The organism is Streptomyces sp. CA-181903, from assembly GCF_050937075.1.
Lineage (GTDB): Bacteria > Actinomycetota > Actinomycetes > Streptomycetales > Streptomycetaceae > Streptomyces.
Genome location: NZ_JBNJLY010000001.1, coordinates 3,045,136 through 3,061,912 on the forward strand (window position 1 = coordinate 3,045,136; position 16,777 = coordinate 3,061,912).

Annotated in this window: 13 protein-coding genes and 1 tRNA gene; 4 read left to right on the top strand and 10 right to left on the bottom strand. The window is 74.5% G+C overall.

The features are described 5' to 3' along the window. Nucleotides 1–11: 11 nt before the first annotated feature. The 3 genes from ccrA to ACQEVS_RS13590 form a co-directional block, all read right to left on the bottom strand. Complete coding sequence (gene ccrA, locus ACQEVS_RS13580; RefSeq protein ID WP_433019855.1) at nucleotides 12–1,238, bottom strand: crotonyl-CoA carboxylase/reductase; 1,227 nt, start codon at nucleotides 1,236–1,238, stop codon at nucleotides 12–14. Nucleotides 1,239–1,391: 153 nt separating this feature from the next. After that, nucleotides 1,392–5,405 (bottom strand): type I polyketide synthase, encoded by a 4,014-nt coding sequence (locus ACQEVS_RS13585; protein WP_433019858.1) that lies wholly within the window; start codon nucleotides 5,403–5,405, stop codon nucleotides 1,392–1,394. Between the two features lie 238 nt (nucleotides 5,406–5,643). Further along, a complete protein-coding gene (locus ACQEVS_RS13590; RefSeq protein WP_433019861.1) occupies nucleotides 5,644–6,324 on the bottom strand; it encodes a hypothetical protein in 681 nt (226 codons plus the stop codon). 521 nt (nucleotides 6,325–6,845) lie between these two features. On the opposite strand from ACQEVS_RS13590, the gene ACQEVS_RS13595 reads away from it, so the two are divergent. After that, nucleotides 6,846–7,568, top strand: coding sequence for a TetR/AcrR family transcriptional regulator (locus tag ACQEVS_RS13595; protein WP_433019864.1), 723 nt, complete (start codon nucleotides 6,846–6,848; stop codon nucleotides 7,566–7,568). Between the two features lie 577 nt (nucleotides 7,569–8,145). After that, nucleotides 8,146–9,213 (top strand): hypothetical protein, encoded by a 1,068-nt coding sequence (locus ACQEVS_RS13600; RefSeq protein ID WP_433019867.1) that lies wholly within the window; start codon nucleotides 8,146–8,148, stop codon nucleotides 9,211–9,213. A 194-nt stretch (nucleotides 9,214–9,407) separates the two neighbouring features. Here the strand turns inward: ACQEVS_RS13600 and ACQEVS_RS13605 are convergent, their stop codons facing one another. The 6 genes from ACQEVS_RS13605 to ACQEVS_RS13630 are packed head-to-tail and all read right to left on the bottom strand — an operon-like array spanning nucleotide 9,408 to nucleotide 14,262. After that, nucleotides 9,408–9,857 (bottom strand): cyclase family protein, encoded by a 450-nt coding sequence (locus ACQEVS_RS13605; protein ID WP_433027535.1) that lies wholly within the window; start codon nucleotides 9,855–9,857, stop codon nucleotides 9,408–9,410. Continuing rightward, complete coding sequence (locus ACQEVS_RS13610) at nucleotides 9,818–10,210, bottom strand: cyclase family protein (RefSeq protein ID WP_433019870.1); 393 nt, start codon at nucleotides 10,208–10,210, stop codon at nucleotides 9,818–9,820. Before ACQEVS_RS13610 ends, ACQEVS_RS13605 begins: the two co-directional genes overlap by 40 nt. Then, the gene (locus ACQEVS_RS13615) at nucleotides 10,207–12,012 is read right to left on the bottom strand and encodes a class I adenylate-forming enzyme family protein (RefSeq protein WP_433019873.1); all 1,806 of its coding nucleotides are present in this window, start codon (nucleotides 12,010–12,012) and stop codon (nucleotides 10,207–10,209) included. The genes ACQEVS_RS13610 and ACQEVS_RS13615 overlap by 4 nt, the downstream gene beginning before the upstream one ends. Beyond that, nucleotides 12,009–12,620, bottom strand: coding sequence for a thiolase family protein (locus tag ACQEVS_RS13620; protein WP_433019876.1), 612 nt, complete (start codon nucleotides 12,618–12,620; stop codon nucleotides 12,009–12,011). Before ACQEVS_RS13620 ends, ACQEVS_RS13615 begins: the two co-directional genes overlap by 4 nt. Continuing rightward, on the bottom strand, nucleotides 12,578–13,243 hold the full coding sequence (locus ACQEVS_RS13625) for a beta-ketoacyl synthase N-terminal-like domain-containing protein (protein ID WP_433019879.1): 666 nt from the start codon (nucleotides 13,241–13,243) through the stop codon (nucleotides 12,578–12,580). Before ACQEVS_RS13625 ends, ACQEVS_RS13620 begins: the two co-directional genes overlap by 43 nt. After that, nucleotides 13,240–14,262, bottom strand: a complete 1,023-nt coding sequence (locus ACQEVS_RS13630) for a fumarylacetoacetate hydrolase family protein (protein WP_433019882.1) — start codon at nucleotides 14,260–14,262, stop codon at nucleotides 13,240–13,242. Before ACQEVS_RS13630 ends, ACQEVS_RS13625 begins: the two co-directional genes overlap by 4 nt. A 352-nt stretch (nucleotides 14,263–14,614) precedes the next feature. On the opposite strand from ACQEVS_RS13630, the gene ACQEVS_RS13635 reads away from it, so the two are divergent. Continuing rightward, on the top strand, nucleotides 14,615–15,220 hold the full coding sequence (locus ACQEVS_RS13635; protein WP_433019885.1) for a TetR/AcrR family transcriptional regulator: 606 nt from the start codon (nucleotides 14,615–14,617) through the stop codon (nucleotides 15,218–15,220). A 130-nt stretch (nucleotides 15,221–15,350) separates the two neighbouring features. On the opposite strand, the gene ACQEVS_RS13640 is transcribed toward ACQEVS_RS13635, so the two are convergent. Beyond that, nucleotides 15,351–15,433, bottom strand: a tRNA-Leu gene (locus ACQEVS_RS13640). Nucleotides 15,434–15,910: 477 nt separating this feature from the next. Here ACQEVS_RS13640 and ACQEVS_RS13645 point away from each other — a divergent pair. Continuing rightward, a complete protein-coding gene (locus tag ACQEVS_RS13645; protein WP_004949010.1) occupies nucleotides 15,911–16,693 on the top strand; it encodes an ABC transporter ATP-binding protein in 783 nt (260 codons plus the stop codon). Nucleotides 16,694–16,777 lie beyond the last annotated feature (84 nt).

Genomic DNA, 16,777 nt, shown 5'->3' on the forward strand with positions numbered 1-16,777 from the left:
CGTGCGCCCGGTCAGCCGGCGACGGCGTTCACCCGGACGGCCATGTTCCCGGACGGGTGCCGGTTCTCGTACATGAGCTGGTGCGCCCGGCCGGTGTCGGCGAAATCACCGGTCCAGGACAGGCACGGGTCGAGTTTTCCGCTCGCGGCGAGTTCGATGACCTGGCGGCACTGCCGGATGTTCGCGAAGTGCGAGCCCTGCAGCCGCTTCTGCCGCATCCAGAGGAATCGCAGGTCGAGGTCGCCGTTGTAACCGCTGGTGCCCCCGCAGATGACCACCATTCCGGCGGTGTCGCACAAATACATCGACGTGGGAATGGTGTTCTGCCCGCTGTGTTCCAGGACGATCCGGGGCGCCCGGCGTTCGCCCAGGATCTCCCAGAAGCGGTTGCCGAAGGCGCGGGCGCCCTTCATCCATTTCGCCATGGCGGCGTTGTCCGAGGTGTCGGGGAGCCGGCCCCAGTGGTCGAAGTCGTTGCGGTTGATGAACCCCTCCGCGCCGAGCTCCAGGCAGTGCTTGCCGCGCTCGTCGTCCGAGACCACGGCCACGGGGACGCCGCCGCGGATCCGGGTGATCTGGATCGCCATCGAACCGAGGCCGCCCGCGCCGCCCCAGATCAGCACCGGGTCGCCGGGCTCCACGGTGTGCGGGGCCCAGCCGCAGAGCTGGCGGTAGGCGGTGGCGCCGGTCAGCAGGAAGCAGGCCGCCGCCTCCCAGGACAGGTTCTTCGGCTTGGGGTGGCACTGGAAGTCCTTGACCAGGGCGTACTGGGCGAAGGTGCCGTAGTTGGTCTCGTAGCCCCACGCCTTCTGGGTGACCGACGTCATCGGGTCGGCGCCCAGCCGGATGTCCTCGGCGGTCTCGTCCCAGGTGCAGCCGGAGAGGGTGACCTCGTCACCGACCTTCACCGAGGTGACGCCCTCGCCGACGGCCCAGACGATGCCGGAGCCCTCCGAGCCGCCGATGTGGAAGTCCTCGGGCTCGCCCTTTTTTTGCCGGCCGGCCACCACGTCGTACGGGTAGCCGAGGGAGGCCCACACGTTGTTGTAGTTGATGCCCGCGGCCATGACGTAGACGAGCACCTGGCCGCGGCCGACCTCCGGCACGTCCACGACCTCCATGGCGAAGCCCTGGGACGGCGGCCCGTAGCGCTCCGGGCGGATGACCGACGCGTGCATCCGCGCCGGAACCTCGCCCAGGGGCGGCATCTCGCCGATGTCGTACAGGTCCTTGGTCAACTCTTCCTCCACGTCGGGTGACTGGCGTCACATGCGTCATGCGGTACGAGGGGTGGCCGGTGCTTCAGGGCCGGATGTCTCGAAGCCGGATCTCTCGGGGTCGGATCTCTCGGGGTCGGGTGCCTCGGGATCGGCTGCTTCGGGCCGGGTGTCTCAGGCAGGGATCTCCGCCGCCAGCTCCCGGGCCAGGGACGCGGTGGTGGTGCCGCGGGCCAGGCGGGCCACGGGAAGGGCGACGCCCAGCTCCCGTTCGAGCCGCTTGCGCAGCTCCGTGGCCATGAGCGAGTCCATGCCGAGCCGGTGGAACGGCTTGTCGACGTCGAGCCGGCCCGCCCGCATCCCCAGCACCGCGGCGACGTGCTCGGCCACCCGCTCGGCGACCGGGCGGTCGGGGGCGGCGGGGGTCTCGGCGGGCGCGGCGGGTGCGGCGGCCGGGGCCTCGGGAGTGACGGGCGCGGGAGCGGGCGCGGCGGGAGCCACGCGCGCCTCCGCCGCCACGGGCTCGGCGGCTCGCACGGGCGCCGGGGCCGGCGCCGCCTCCCCGCGCACCGCCCCCGCCGTGATGCGGAGGCTGCCGCGCAGCTCGATCACGAACCCGCTCGCCGGGTCCGTCAGCCGCAGTTCACCGGTCAGTTCGACGCCCTGGTCCGCCGTGTTCGCCGCGGCCCGCCGCCCGCTCGTCTCGTCCGCCCGCGCGTGCTCGGTCACCACGGTCCCGTCCTCGCCCACTTCGCTCACGTGCTCCGGTTCCTTCCTGTCGTCGGCCGGGGTCCGGCCGACGGGCATGCCCTTGGCCTCGGCGACGGCCCGGCCGGCCGCGTCGAAGAGGACGGTGTCCAGGGCGAGCGCCCCGCCGGCGCCCTCGGTGATCCGGCAGACCGTCCACAGCTCCTCCGTCGCCTCGCCCGTCACCGCGAACCCGGTCAGGTGCGGGGAGAGCAGCGACGGGTCGGGCAGCAGGGCCAGGGCGGGCTGGTAGGCGGACCGGACGAGTTCGGGGTGGACTGGATGGCCCGGCCGGGGTTCCGTCCCGGCGGGCCGGCGCAGCCGGGCGACGGCCTCGCCCCGCCCGAGCCACACCTCTTCCAGGACGGGCCGGAGGGCGCCGGCCGCCGGGACGCGCCGCCGGAAGGCGTCGCCGTCGAGGTGCTCGGGGCAGCGGGCGAGGACGGTGGCGGGCGGCTCGTGCCCGGCGCCCTCCAGGCCGACGGAGGCGGTGCCCCGGGCGCGTCCGGTCCACTCCGCCGCGCCGTCGGTCCGGCTCTCGACGGTGAACGTCCACTCCCCGTCCGCCGCGCCCGGTGTGACGGTGGCCCGCAGCACGGCGGCCGTGCCGGGCGGGACGAGGAGGGCCTCCCCGATGTCGGCGGCGGTGAGCCGGACGTCGTCGGTGCCGGCGGCCCGTGCCACGGCGGTCCGCGCGGCCTCGACGCACTCGGGGCCGTGGACGACGGCGGGGCCGTCAACGGGCGCGGGCGGCGGCAGGAACGGCGTCCCCGGCTCGTCCAGCCGGAACTCGTACGTCCGGGGCAGCGCGTCCAGGTCCTCCACCCAGTGGCTCTCCCGCTGCCAGGGGTAGGCGGGCAGCGGGACGCACCGCCCGCCGCCGTAAAGGGCGGTCCAGTCGACGGGCGCGCCCGCCTCGTAGACCCGGCCTAGGTGGGCGAGGAGCGTCTCGCGCTCGGGCTGGTCGCGCAGCAGGGAGCCGACGGCGGTGCCGGGGAGGCCGGCGTCGGTCAGGGTCTCCTGGACGGCCTTGGAGAGGACGGGGTGCGGGCTGATCTCGACGAAGACGGTCTCGCCGGCCTCGGCGGTGGCGAGCACGGCCTCGTGGAAGTGGACGCGGCCGCGGATGTTGCGGGTCCAGTACGCGGCGTCGAGCCCGGAGCCGTCGACGAGTTCGCCGGTGACGGTGGAGCGCATCGGGACCGTCCCGGCGCGGGGCGCCAGGTCCCGCAGCTCATGGGCGAGTTCGTCGAGCAGCGGGTCCATGCGGGAGCAGTGGGAGGCGGCCTCGGCCTTCATCACGCGGCAGAAGACGTCGCGGGCGTCCAGCTCCGCCTTGATCTTCTCGATGCCCTCGACCTCGCCGGCGAGGACGGTGGTGCGCGGGCCGTTGCTGGCCGCGACGGAGACGTCGACGGCGAGTTCGGCGATGAGCCGGTCGGCCTCGTCGGCGGTGAGGGCGGCCACCGACATCGTCCCCTGGCCCGCGACGCGGTCCCGGATGAGCCGGGCGCGGCGGCAGACGACGGCGGCGGCGTCGGCGTGGCTCAGCGCGCCGGCGACGCAGGCGGCGGCGGACTCGCCCATGCTGTGCCCGAGGACGACGTCGGGTTCGACGCCCCAGGCGCGCCAGGTCTCGGCGAGCGACACCTGCACCGCCCACAGCACCGGGTGGACGACGGCGACGGTCTCGTGCACCAGGTCGGTGCCGTCGGTCAGCCGGTCGATGACGGACCAGCCGGTCTCGGCGCGGACGGCCTCGTCGCAGCGGATCAGGGACGCGCTGAACGCCGGTGAGGCGTCCATGAGTTCGCGGGCCATGCCGATCCACTGGGAGCCGTGGCCGGAGAAGACGAAGGCGACGCGCGGGCGGCCCGCGTAGCCGGCGTCGGAGGCGTCCTCGGCGGCCTCGCGCAGCCGGGCGGCGAGCGCCCCGGGTCCGTCGCCGACGACGGCCGCCCGGCAGTCGTGGTGGGCGCGGCGGACGGCGGCGGTGTGGCAGAGGTCGGCGAGGGGCGTGGCGTGGCCTTCGGTTTCGAGGTGGCCGGCCAGGTCCAGCAGGCGCTGCCGCAGGGCCTCGGGGGAGGCGGCGGAGACGGGCAGCAGGTGCGCGGTGCCGCGCTCGGCGCCGGCCGGCCGTGCGGCGGGTTCGGCGCCCGGCCCGGCCTCGGTGAGGACCACGTGGACATTGGTGCCGGAGACGCCGAAGCCGCTCACCCCGGCGGTCAGCGGCCGCCCCTCGACGGCGAGCGGCACGGCGCCGGCGTGCGGGAGGTCCAGGCCGGCGGCGTCCCAGTCGACGGCGGGGGTGCGCTCGGTGACGTGCAGGGTGCGGGGGACGGTGCGGTGCTGGAGGGCGAGGACGGTCTTGATCAGGCCGAGGACGCCCGCGGCGGCGCCGGTGTGCCCGATGTTGCTCTTGACCGAGCCGACGAGCAGCGGCGCGCGGTCCGCGCGGGTGTCGCCGAGGACGGCCACGATGGCGCCGAGTTCGACGGGGTCGCCGGCGCGGGTGCCGGTGCCGTGGGCCTCGATGTAGTCGACGTCGGCGAGCGGGATCCCGGCGTGCTCGTAGGCGAGTTCCAGCATCTGCCGCTGGCCGCTCAGCGCCGGGTTGATCATGGTGTCGCTGCCGGCGCCGTCGTTGTTGACGCTCCAGCCGCGGATGACGGCCCGTACGGGGTCGCCGTCGGCGAGCGCGCGGTCCAGCGGCTTGAGGATCACCGCGCCGACGCCCTCGCTGAACACGAAGCCGTCGGCGGAGGCGTCGCCGAAGCGGCAGTTGTCCGAGAAGACGTTCGCGTCGACGAAGCCGTGGTTCTCGGTGTTGGTGAGCAGCAGCTGCGAGCCGCCGGCGATGGCCACGGTGGACTCGCCGGCGGCCAGGCTCTGGCAGGCGAGGGCGAGGGCGGTCAGCGAGGACGAGCAGGCGGTGTCCACGGAGAGGCCGGGGCCGGTGACGTCCAGGGCGAAGGAGACGCGGCCGGTGGTGGTGGAGCGGGAGCCGGCGCCGAGCGAGGCGTGGATGTCCGGGTGGCCGACGGACTGCTGGAGCTCCCAGTAGTGGACGTTGGTGGTGCCGACCCAGACGCCGGTGCGGGTGCCGGCCAGGGCGGTGGTGTTCTGCCCGGCGTCCTCCAGCGCCTCCCAGACGGCCTCCATGAACAGCCGCTGCTGCGGGTCCATGCCCGCCGCCTCGCGCGGGGAGATCCCGAAGAACGCGGCGTCGAAGCGGTCCACGTCGTCCAGCAGCCCGGAGCGGACGCGGGCGCCCGGGATCTCGTACGGCCGCCCGAAGCGGGTCGACGGCACGTCACGCACCGTGCAGGTCTCGTCCGTCAGCAACCGCCAGAACGCGTCGGGGCCGTCGGCGCCGGGCACCCGGCAGCCGATGCCCACGACGGCTATGGGAGCGGACCGCGCCCCGTCGTAATCGCCCATGGTGTACGTGACTTCCTCGATTTCGGCTCGATTCCGGGGCCCGCGCGGCCGGCGCCGGCGCGGGTTCGGTCTCCGGATCTCGGATACGTCACGACTCTCGGGGGTGGCACGGGGCGGTTCAACGGGCCGGTCCGGAAACTGCCGGGCGGCCCGCGGAATGGCGTGAATTCCCTGCCGGGCCCGGGCCGGTGGTGGCAGCTTCCTGCCTCCGATTCACCTGGATGTCACATCCATGGACTTATGCGCGCAACAAACCGGCGCCGGCCGCGTAGAGGCCGGCCTGGAATCGGGAACGGGCGCCGAGCAGCCGCATGATGTCGGCGACGCGGCGGCGGTAGGTGCGGACGGAGATGTCGAGTTCGCGGGCGGCCACCTCGTCCGTGTAGCCCTCGCCGAGCATGCGCAGGATGCGGGCGCCGGAGTCGCGGCGCAGGCACTCCTGGAGCCGCTGGTAGCGGGTCAGGGGGGCGGCCCGGTACCAGGCCGTCATGAGGATGTCGTACAGCGCGCGGACCACGCTGGGGGCCCGGACGAGCGACGCCTCGGCGCCGAACACGGTGGCCTCACCGGCCCTGACCAGCGCCACTCGCTGGTCGATGACGGCCGCCGCGTGCCGTACGCCCGCGGCCAGCCGGATCTCCACGCCGTCCAGCAGCGTCGCCAGCCCGGCCAGCCGGGCGTCGGCGGCCAGTTCGGGCGGGGCGAGGACCCGCACCCGGGCGTCGTCCGGGTGCCGGCGGGCCAGCGCCTCCAGCGCGTCGGTCACCAGCCGCAGGGCCTCACCCGCGGGCGGGACGAGGAGGGTGACCGACGTCTCCGCCCGGCGCACCAGGTCGATGAGCGCGTCGACGGCGACGGCGCGGTCGCCGATGACCGCGAGGCTCGATTCCTCCAGCGCCCGGATCTGTGTGTTCTGCATCACGGATTCGATGAGCGGGCGCATTTGTAAAAGGACTTGGTCGACGTCTCCGGGCGGTGTGCCGTCACCTGCCCGGGAACCGTCCGCGGCGTCCCGCTCGCGCGGGTCAGAAAGCATGTGACCCGGGACCATGTAAAGGGAATTGGGAATACGCATGCACGCCCCAGTGAGTTTCTTTGCGGACCGTCCGGATGGCGGGCCGCCGCGGTAACCGCCGGTACGGGCCGGAAGGCGGCCGGAAGGGGCCGGAAAAGGCCGGTGGAGAACGGGGAATTCACGGGCCGCCGCCCCGCCGCCCCGCCGGACGTCCGGACCGCCCGCCTCACCCGCCCCTCCGTCCCCAGCGATCACAACGCTACCGACCGGTAACGCTACATACCGTAGCGTTGGGGCGTCAACGCGTAGTAGTGGGCCGACAGTTGACATTCGGCCAGGCGGCCGACACGCGCACCCTTCGACGGCACCTCCTTGCGTGATACGCAAACTTGCGGGGCACGCAGGTTTCTGGGACGGTGAGGCGCATGAGCACCAGGGCCGCGAGAACGACGGCGCGGGCGACGGCACAGCGGGAGACCGCCGGGCCGGCGCCCGGGCCGGCACCGGCGGAGCGTCCGGCAGAACACCCGGCGGAGCATACGGCGGAGCACCCGGCGGAGCCTCGGAATCCAGGGCTCCGGGAGCGGAAGAAGCAGGCCACGCGGACGGCGCTCGGCCTCGCGGCGCTGCGGCTCGCCGCCGAGCGCGGCTGGGCCGCCGTCCGGGTGGAGGACATCGCGGCCGAGGCCGGCGTCTCGGCCCGGACGTTCAACAACTACTTCTCCAGCAAGGAGGAGGCCGTCATGGCCTCCGGCACCGAACGGACCGAACGGGTCCGCGCGGCGCTGGCCGCCCGCCCGCCGGAGGAACCGCTGTGGGACGCCCTCACGCACGCCTTCGCCACCGCGCTGGAGGAGCACTCCGCCGTCGACCCCGGCACCCTCCTGCGCGCGCGGCTGGCCCTGGCCCACGCGCAACTGGCGGCGGAACAGGTGCGGTTCGAGGCCGGGATGGCCGCCACCCTGGCCACCGAGATCGCCCGCCGCACCGGCACCGACCCCGAGCACGACCTGTACCCGCTGCTCGCCGCCACGGTCGCGCTCACCACGACCCGGCTCACCTTCGAGCACTGGGTGCGCACCGGATCCCGCGCGCCCGTGGCGGAGGCGGTGCGCCGGGAACTGCAGCGCGTACGCGTCGACCCCTGACCGGCCACCCCGCCCGTACGCCCCCGCCATGCCCCGGCACTCCCCGGCGCGCGGGGCGTGGGGGCGCGCCGGGGGCGTTCCGACCGGGCCGTTCACACGGCCTCGGGGGCGCGGTGTCCGCCGGGGCACCGGACCGTCGGCGTCCGCCCCCGGACCGTCCGCCCCTGGACCGTTCGCCCCTGGACCGTCGGCGCCGCGTCCGGCGGACCGCGTGCACGGGCGGAACGTACGCGGCCCGACGCCGGAACGTCGGCGAAGGTACGCGGACCAACGCCGGTACAGGGACGGCACGTACGCGAGCCGACGCCGGAACACCGGCGGCACATCGGCCGTGCCTCAGCGGACCGTCCGCCGGACCTCGGCGGGAACCCGCGGCACGCCAGCACCACAGCAGGCGCAGCATCCGGCACCACAGCAGGCGCGACACCCGGCGCTGAAGCAGAGCAACACCCGGCACCACAGCACGCGCGGCACGTGCCGACACACACCGCAACGGCACTCCGCACCACAGCACGCGCAGCACTCCGCACCACAGCACGGCACCAGGAGCACGTCACCCGCCCCGAGGGGAACTCCCATGTCCCGTACGCCCACTGATACGGCCGGCTCCGCCGGCACCCGCGCCGACGAGTCTCGGGGCGCCGCCCCCGATCCGGACGCCGCCGCCGAAGCGGCGGCGGGGTGGCGGAAGGTCCCGGTTCTGATCGTCGGCCTCACCGCCCTGCTCGCCGCCATGCTGACGGCGTTCGCCCTGCCGGCGATCAACTCCGGCCCGCACGAGGTGCCGATCGCGGTCGCGGGCCCCGGCCCGGTGGCCGACCGGGTCGCGGACCGGCTGGCGGAGGCCCGGCCCGGCGCGTTCCGCGTCACGAAGGTGCCGGACGCGGCCGCCGCCCGGCAGCGGATCGACGACCGGAAGGCGTACGGCGCGGTGGTCCTGGGCGCGGCGCCCGGCGACAAGCCGGAGGTGCTGGTCGCCACCACGGCCGGCCCGTCCGTCGCCGCCACCCTGCGCGCCCTCGCGCCGTCCCTCGACCCGTCCGCGCCCCGCCCCTCGGTGGCCGTGCACGACCTGCACCCGCCGACGAAGGACGACCCCAACGCGGCCGGACTCGCCGCCGGCGCCCTGCCGTTGGTGCTCGGCGGCTACCTGGCGACCGTCGCCATCGTGATGCTGCTCCGCCGCCCGGCCCAGCGGGCCGCGACCTCCCTCGGCTTCTCGGTCCTCGCCGGCTTCGCCCTCAGCGCCGTGCTCCAGTACGGCTTCGGGGTCACGGACGGCGACTACGCGCTGATCGCCCTGGCCGTCACCTTCAGCACCGCCGCCACCTCCGTCACCATCATGGGTCTCCACTCGCTGCTCGGCGGACCCGGCCTCGGTCTGGGCGCGGCCATGATGATCTTCCTCGGCAACCCACTGTCCGGCCTGGCCTCCGGGCCGGAGTGGTTGCCCTCCGGCTGGGGAACGTTCGGCCAGTTCCTGCCGCCCGGCGCGGGCGGCACCCTGCTGCGGTCGACGGCCTTCTTCGACGGCGCGGGGAGCGGGCGGGCGCTGGTCGTGCTGTCCTGCTGGCTGGTCGGGGGGCTCGCCCTCTTCGCGGTGGGCTCGCGGCGGGCCACGGCGGTGCGGGTGAAGGCTTCCTGAGCCCCGGACCCCCTTTTTCGCGGCTCCGCCGCTCGTCGTCAAACGCCGGACGGGCTGAAAGTCAGCCCGTCCGGCGTTTGAGGACTGGGGGCACCCCCTCTGGGGGAGCCCGCAGGGCGCTTCGGGGGTGCGGGGGCCGGCCCCCGCAAGAAACGGTGAAATGGGGGTGCCCCCTCTGGGGGAGGGACCGGGGCTCACCCCTCCAAGAACGCCACCACCCGCGCCGGCGCCGCACTCGTCCCCGTCAGCTTCAACGGGAAGAACCCGACCATGAATCCGGTCGGCGGAAGCTCGCCGAGATTCACCAACTGCTGAACGATGAACGCCTCCTTCTCCTGGATCGCGTAGTGCCCGTCCCAGATGTGCCCGGAATCCCCCGTCTCCTCGAAAGCCCGCCGCATCGCCGGAATAGGCCGGTCCCAGCCGATCGCGTCCGTGCCCAGCACGGTCGCCCCCAGCCCGGTGAGGTACCGCGTACCGGCCCCCGACATCCCCGGATAGGCGAAGTACTCCGGCTCGCCCAGCCGGTACCGCTCCTGCCCGGTCCTGATGAGCACCGCGTCACCCGGCTCGACGTCCCGCCCGGTCGCCGCGATGGCCTGCTTCAGGGCCTCGACCGGGATGGCCTCCCCGGCTTGGCCCAGGGCCGTACGTCGAGGACCATGCCCGGCCGGTACAGCTCCTCCAGGGAGATGTCGCTCAGCGTCCGGGACGGCCGGCCCTCGCACATGCGCCCGCTGTGCAGCGGGGCGTCCACGTGCGTCCCGCAGTGGGTGCTGATCTCGTGCATGACCTCCCCGGCCGGGCCCTCGCGCCCGGGAAGGTCGTCCGGGTCGCACCCGAAGGAGGCGACCATGAAGTCCCGTCCCCACTCGTCGTGCGTGTGGTAGTCCATGCGCGGGGCGACGACCAGCGCCAGGTCCGGCATGCTCTCGGGGACGAGGTCGAGGTCACGGGGGTCGATGGGGGAGGTGAGGTCGACGATGCGGCGGCTCATATCGCGGTACCAGCTCTCGGGTTGTCGGGTTCCGGGGGCCGGCCGATCAGCCCCCGCAGTTCGGTCTTGAGCACCTTTCCGTAGCTGTTCTTGGGCAGCGCGGCGACGAACAGGAAGCGGCGGGGCCGCTTGTAGCGGGCCATGCGGCCGAGGCAGTGCGCCTCCAGGGCGGCGGCGAGTCCACCGTCCGTGCCGCCGTCGGCCCGCACCACGAAGGCGACGGGCAGTTCCCCCCATTCGGGGTCCGGTGCGCCGACCACCGCCGCTTCCGCGACGGCGGGGTGGCGCAGCAGGACCTCCTCCACTTCCCGCGGGTAGATGTTGGAGCCTCCGGAGATGACCAGGTCCTTGGCCCGGTCGACGAGGGTGAGGAAACCGTCGGCGTCCAGCCGGCCCAGGTCGCCGGTGTGCAGCCAACCGCCGCGCAGGGTACGGGCGGTGGCCTCCGGCGCGTTCCAGTAGCCGGACATCACGGTGGTCCCGCGGACCAGCACCTCGCCGGTCGTCCCGGCCGGCACCTCCCGCCCGTCGGGGTCCGCCACCCGCACCTCGACACCGGTCCGCGCCCGGCCGACGCTCGCCAGCCTGCGCCCCAGCGCCTCGGGATCGTCCCCGGCGTGGTCCTCGGGGCGCAGGTGGGTGATGGTGCCGGGCGACTCCCCCTGCCCGTAGCCCTGCCAGAGCCGGCCGGGCCCGAAGCGGGCGACGACCCGTTCCAGGTCCTCCCGGTACATCGGCGCCCCGCCGTAGAGGATGCGGTGCACGCGCGGGACGAGCCCGTCGGGCAGCAGGGCGGGGTCGAGCAGGCGGCGCAGGATCGTCGGCACCGCGAAGAACGTCACCGGGCCGAACGCCCGCAGCGCCTCTTCCAGGGTGTCCGCGGTGACCGCGCCGCCGCGCGGGAAGACCTGGGCCCGGGCGCGGGCGACGTGGGCGAGGCCGAAGAGGCCGCCGGCGTGCGACATGGGGGCGATGTGCAGCATCGACGCCTCGACGCCGGCCCCGATGTCGGCGAGGGCGCTGTCGGTGGCGGCCCGCAGGTTGCCGTGGGTGAGGGTCGCGCCCTTGGGCCGGCCGGTGGTGCCGCTGGTGTAGAACAGCCACGCCGGCGCGTCTTCCGCCACGTCGGCGGGCGGCCGCACGGCACCCACGGCCGCCGCACCCACGGCCACCTCACCCCCGCCCGTCGCATTCACGCCGCCCGTCGCACCCCCGCCCGCCACCGCCCCGCCCGCCGCGCCCTCCGCGCTCGCGAGTGCGTCGACGGCCACCAAGGCGGCCGGTCCGACCCCCTGTTCACCCAGCGGGCCGATCAGTTCACCGGTGGCGACGCAGACCCGCGCGCCGCAGTCCTCCGCCAGCTGCGCGAACTCCCGGGGATGCAGCCGGGCGTTCATCGGGACCGCCACCAGCCCGGCCCACCAGACCCCGAACAGCACCTCCGGATAGAGCGGGGTGTTCCGCATGGCCAGCGCCACCCGGTCCCCGGCCCGCAGACCGTGTTCCCGCAGCAGCGTCGCGCCGATCGCGGCGGCGCGCTCGGCGAGCCCCCGGTAGTCCCGGAGCACGTCCGCCCCCTCGCACACGGCGGGCGCGTCCGGCTGCTCGGCGGCGGCCCGGTACAGCAGGTACGCGACGTTGACGCACCCGGTGGCCCGCGCGAACGCTCCGGCACGCGGCGCGTCACCGTCCGGCCGGGCGCCCGCCGTCGGCTCCGCGCCGCCCGCCGGCATCCCGCGCGCCCCGGCCGTCCCGGCGCCGCCCGACACCGTCCTTCCCTCCCCCACCGTTCCACCCCTCACGGCCGCCTCCCCGGTGCCTCCAGTACCACCACCGCCGCCGCGGCCTCCTCGAAGTCCAGGAAGCCGCCGCCGTTCTCGGCGAGGCCGACGCGGGCGCCGGGGACCTGGCGGTCGCCCGCCTCGCCGCGGAGCTGGGTGACGAGTTCGTGGATCTGGCCGACGCCGGTGGCGCCGACGGGGTGTCCGTTGCTCTCCAGGCCGCCGGAGGTGTTGACCGGCAGCCGGCCGCCGAGGGCGGTCTCGCCGCGTTCGGCGGCGTGCGCGCCCTCCCCGTCCGGGATCAGGCCCAGCGCCTCCACCTGGAGCACCTCGCCGATCGCGGTGGCGTCATGGACCTCCGCGAGCGAGACGTCGGACGGGCCGAGGCAGGCCCGTTCGTAGGCGACGGCCGAGGCGAGGCGGGTGATCCGGCGGGCCTCCTCGTCGAGGGTCCGGCCGGTGCCGGAGGCGACGACGCTGGCCCGGATCCGTACCGCCCGGCCGGCACCCAGCCGGCGGGCCGCCGCGGGCGAGCAGACGAGGGCCGCCGCGGCGCCGTCCCCGATGGGCGCGCACATGGGCTGGGTCAGCGGCGGCACGATCGGCCGCGCGGCCAGCACCTCGTCCACCGTGAGCGCCTCGCGGCGGGCGGCCCGGGGGTTGAGCGCGCCGTGCCGCCGGTTCTTGGCGGTGACGGCGGCGAGCCGCCGGGGGTGAGGCCGGGGTGGCGGCGGCGGTAGTCGGCGGCGAGCGCGGCGTAGACGTCCATGAACACCGAGCGCCGGCCCGGCGGGGCCGCCTCCGCGCCCGCCGCCTCGCGGAGGGCCTTGAGCCCCTCCTCCCACCGGGCGACGTCGAGTCCGCCGTGGAAGGCGGCGGCCAGCCGCTCCTCGTCGGCGCCGTACATCTTCTCGGCGCCGACGGCGAGGGCGATGTCCGCCTCCCCGGCCCGGACCGCGGTGGCCGCCAAGTGGACGGCGGCGGTCCCGGAGGCGCAGGCGTTCTCGACGTTGAACACCGGGACGCCCGCCACCCCCGCGTCCCGCAGCGCCACCTGGCCGCGCACCAGGTGCTGCCCCTCCAGGGCGCCCTGGGTGGCGTTGGCGAAGAACACCGCGTCCACGGCGGCGGGTTCCACGCCGGCGTCGGCCAGGCACAGGGCGAGCGCCTCGCCCGCGAGCGCCGCGACGGTCCGGCCGGGGAAGCGGCCGTACGCCGTGCGGCCGACGCCGAGCACGTACGCGTCGCTCATGACCCACCCGTGTCCCGCGCGGGCACCCGGACGGTGTTGCGGAGCACGCCGATGCCCTCGACCTCCAGCTCGACCACGTCCCCGTCCTTCAGGTGCCGCCCGAGGTCGAACCCGGTGCCGGACGGGACGGTTCCGGAGCCGATGACCTCCCCGGCGTGCACCGCGCGGTCCCGGCTGAGGTGCACCACGGCGTCCTCGAAGCCGTGCTCCATCCCGTCGGTGGTGCCGCGCGACCACTCCTCGCCGTTGACCCGGGCGGTCATGGTCAGGGAGTACGGGTCGGTGAGCTCGTCGCGGGTCACGACGCAGGGGCCGAGGGTGTTGGAGCCGGCGAAGTCCTTGCCCTCGCAGGGTCCGACGCCGGCCCGCATGAGGGCGGCCTGGAGGTCGCGGGCGCTCCAGTCGTTGTAGACGGTGTAGCCGAAGATGTGGGCGGGGGCGTCGGCGGGCTTCACGTCCCGGCCGGTCCGCCCCACCACAGCCGCGAACTCCAGTTCGAAGTCGAGTTCCCGCGATCCGGTGGGCGCGGCGATCTCGTCCTCCGGCCCGCTCACGCAGAGGTGGTCCGCCGTGTAGTACATGACCCGCTCCCGGAACAGCGGGCTCAGGTCGAACTTCCCACTGGCCATCAGCCGTTCGAACTCCGCGGCCGGGTCGTCCGCCGCCGCGGCCTGCCGCCGCGCCAGCTCCCGCAGCCCGCTCTCCAGGTGGGCGATGAACAGCCCGCAGTCGCGCAGCCGTACCGGCCGGGGCAGCGGCGCCAGCAGCCGGATGCCGCCCAGGGCGCGTACGGCCTCGCCGGGACGCCGTTCGCACAGCTCCCGCGCCCGGTCGAGGCCGGCCTCGCCGGACTCGATCAGCGCCTGGAGGGAGGCGAGCCGGGGGTCGTCGGGCGCGGCGGCGGTGAGGTCGAGGACGGCGCCGTCCGGGGCGTCGCCGCCCAGCAGGACGCCGGCGTGCGGCCGGCCCGGCGGAGGCGGTCCGGCGGAGTACTTGTCTACGAACGTGATCAGGCGCATGACGGCTCCGATCGTGCGGTCGGTGGTCCCGGGCGGACGGACGAGCACACGGGGAGGCCCGGGGGTGGCGTGAATCGACCGGCGTACGGCCGGCGAGGAGCGGTACGGGGAACGTGCGGCGACGTGCGGCTCGGAACGTGTCCCGCCACTTCTGCGGTGCGAGCCGTCGTGCACCAGGGCATTCAAGGTCCCCGGCTTCGCTCACCCGCGAAAACTGGACGGTGGTCCAATCGTTGAACGCCCGGCACAGACCGTCAAGTAGTGTGCGGGGATTGGTTTTCCGGACACGGAACGGAAAACGGAGGCATACATACCTCTTCGGTGGTGCGAACCCCCGTGGAACAATCACCGCATGACAGCCGGCCGTCGTGAGGAGTCCGCCCGGGAGAGCCGCCGGCGGCTGCTGGAGGCGGCGACCGAACTGGTCGCCGAGGGCGGCCCGCGGGCCGCCTCCGTGCAGGCCGTCGCCGACCGCGCCGGCATCAGCCGGGGCTCGGTCGCCTGGCACTTCGGTTCCAAGGAGGGCCTGATCGCCGAGGTGATCGGGCAGGCGTTCCACACCGCCGAGGAGGAGTACCGCCGGGTGCTCCCGGAGTCCGGGCCGCTCACCTTCGACGCCCTGCTCGACGCCCACCTCACGGTGGTGGACGCACCCTGCGGCCGGGTCTTCGCGACGGTCCTGCCGGAGGTCATGGGCGGGCCGGGGCCGCTGCGCGACGCCTATGTGCGGGGGTACGAGGGGACCCGGCGCGCCTGGGTCGGCTATCTGGAACGGATCACCGCCGGCACCCCCGGACTGCCGGACGCCAAGAGCCTGGCCTCGCTGGTCTTCGGCAGCGGCGTGGGCGTGAACACGCTGCACGGCCTCGACGGCCTGGTGGACCGGGCGGAGGCGTTCGCCGCCCTCCGGACCCTCTTCGAGCTGGCGGGCGGAACGGCGCCGGCCGGGGACGGCTGAGGCACGCGGGACGCCGGAGCACGACGGCCGACGGCCCGACCGGTACGGGCGGACCCTGACCGGACGGCCGGGGTCCGCCCGTCGCCGGGCACACGCGCCCGCCCACAGGCGAACGGTGAACGTGCGGATGTGCCCGGAGCCGGACTCGAACCGGCACGGCCCGAAGGGCCAGCGAGGTTTAAGCTCGCCGTGTCTGCATTCCACCATCCGGGCGGGCCCTCGGGCCACGCGTGCACGGACGCGCGCGCGGGTTCCCTCGAGGAGAACAGGATGAGCCTATCCGGGTGGCGCCCCCCAAACAGCGGAACACTGACCAGAGGTTGTCTTATTTTATGGGCAACTGAGGAGCTGTCAGTGCAGCAATGACGCCATAGGCACATGCCAGCGGCCGATCCATCCCGTTCACCACCCCACCCGGGCACTCTCCCGGAATTGTCGCAATCTCGACTCCCCCCGCGCCGCTCCGTAGCCGTTCCCTCACCGCCCGGCCGCTCCGGCGCCGGAGGCCCCGGCGAGGACGGCGACCTCGGCGGCGGCGGTCCCGCCGCCCTCATACCGGAGGATGACCCGGCCCCCGCCCGTACCTCTGGAGACGGTCCCGCGAACGGGAGCCTGGTCTGATCCGAGCCGGGCAGGCGGACAGGACCATGGAATCACGTCCCGTTCCGCCTCCCGACAGGAGTGTCCCCCGTGACCACCAGCCCCTACGGCGCCCCGACCGCCGTCCGCACCGCCGAGGTGGCGGCCCGCGCCACGGATCTCACCAAGGTCTACGGCCAGGGCGAGACCCAGGTGGTCGCCCTGGACGCCGTGTCCGTGGATTTCCGCAGGGCCGAGTTCACCGCGATCATGGGGCCGTCGGGCTCGGGCAAGTCGACGCTGATGCACTGCATGGCCGGGCTGGACACGGTCTCCGGCGGCTCCGCCCGCATCGGGGACACCGAGCTCACCGCGCTCAACGACAAGAAGCTGACCCAGCTCCGCCGGGACAAGATCGGCTTCATCTTCCAGGCGTTCAACCTGCTGCCCACGCTCAACGCCCTGGAGAACATCACGCTGCCGATGGACATCGCCGGCCGCAAGCCCGACAAGAAGTGGCTGGACACGGTCGTGGACACCGTCGGCCTCTCCGGCCGGCTCAAGCACCGCCCGAACCAGCTCTCCGGCGGCCAGCAGCAGCGCGTCGCCGTGGCCCGCGCCCTCGCCGGCCGCCCCGAGATCATGTTCGCCGACGAGCCGACCGGCAACCTCGACTCCCGCTCCGGCGCCGAGGTCCTGGGCTTCCTCCGCAACTCGGTGCGCGAGCTGGGCCAGACCGTCGTCATGGTCACCCACGACCCGGTCGCCGCCTCCTACGCGAACCGCGTGGTCTTCCTCGCCGACGGCCGCATCGTCGACGAGATGTACGAGCCGACCGCCGACGCCGTCCTGGACCGCATGAAGGCGTTCGACGCCAAGGGCCGCACCAGCTGACCCGTCCGGCAGCCCCCACCAGGCAGCCAGGTACCGGCCCCCGATAACGGACACCAGCCGGCAGCCGATAACGGACACCAGCCG

Bases quoted from the DNA above. Each gene is read 5' to 3' on its own strand.
- ACQEVS_RS13600 (WP_433019867.1), top strand. From the start codon at position 8,146: ATGTCCCGTACGCCCACTGATACGGCCGGCTCCGCCGGCACCCGCGCC.
- ACQEVS_RS13635 (WP_433019885.1), top strand. From the start codon at position 14,615: ATGACAGCCGGCCGTCGTGAGGAGTCCGCCCGGGAGAGCCGCCGGCGG.
- ACQEVS_RS13630 (WP_433019882.1), bottom strand. From the start codon at position 14,262: ATGCGCCTGATCACGTTCGTAGACAAGTACTCCGCCGGACCGCCTCCG.
- ACQEVS_RS13585 (WP_433019858.1), bottom strand. From the start codon at position 5,405: ATGGGCGATTACGACGGGGCGCGGTCCGCTCCCATAGCCGTCGTGGGC.
- ACQEVS_RS13625 (WP_433019879.1), bottom strand. From the start codon at position 13,243: ATGAGCGACGCGTACGTGCTCGGCGTCGGCCGCACGGCGTACGGCCGC.
- ACQEVS_RS13610 (WP_433019870.1), bottom strand. From the start codon at position 10,210: ATGAGCCGCCGCATCGTCGACCTCACCTCCCCCATCGACCCCCGTGAC.
- ACQEVS_RS13590 (WP_433019861.1), bottom strand. From the start codon at position 6,324: ATGCAGAACACACAGATCCGGGCGCTGGAGGAATCGAGCCTCGCGGTC.
- ACQEVS_RS13595 (WP_433019864.1), top strand. From the start codon at position 6,846: ATGAGCACCAGGGCCGCGAGAACGACGGCGCGGGCGACGGCACAGCGG.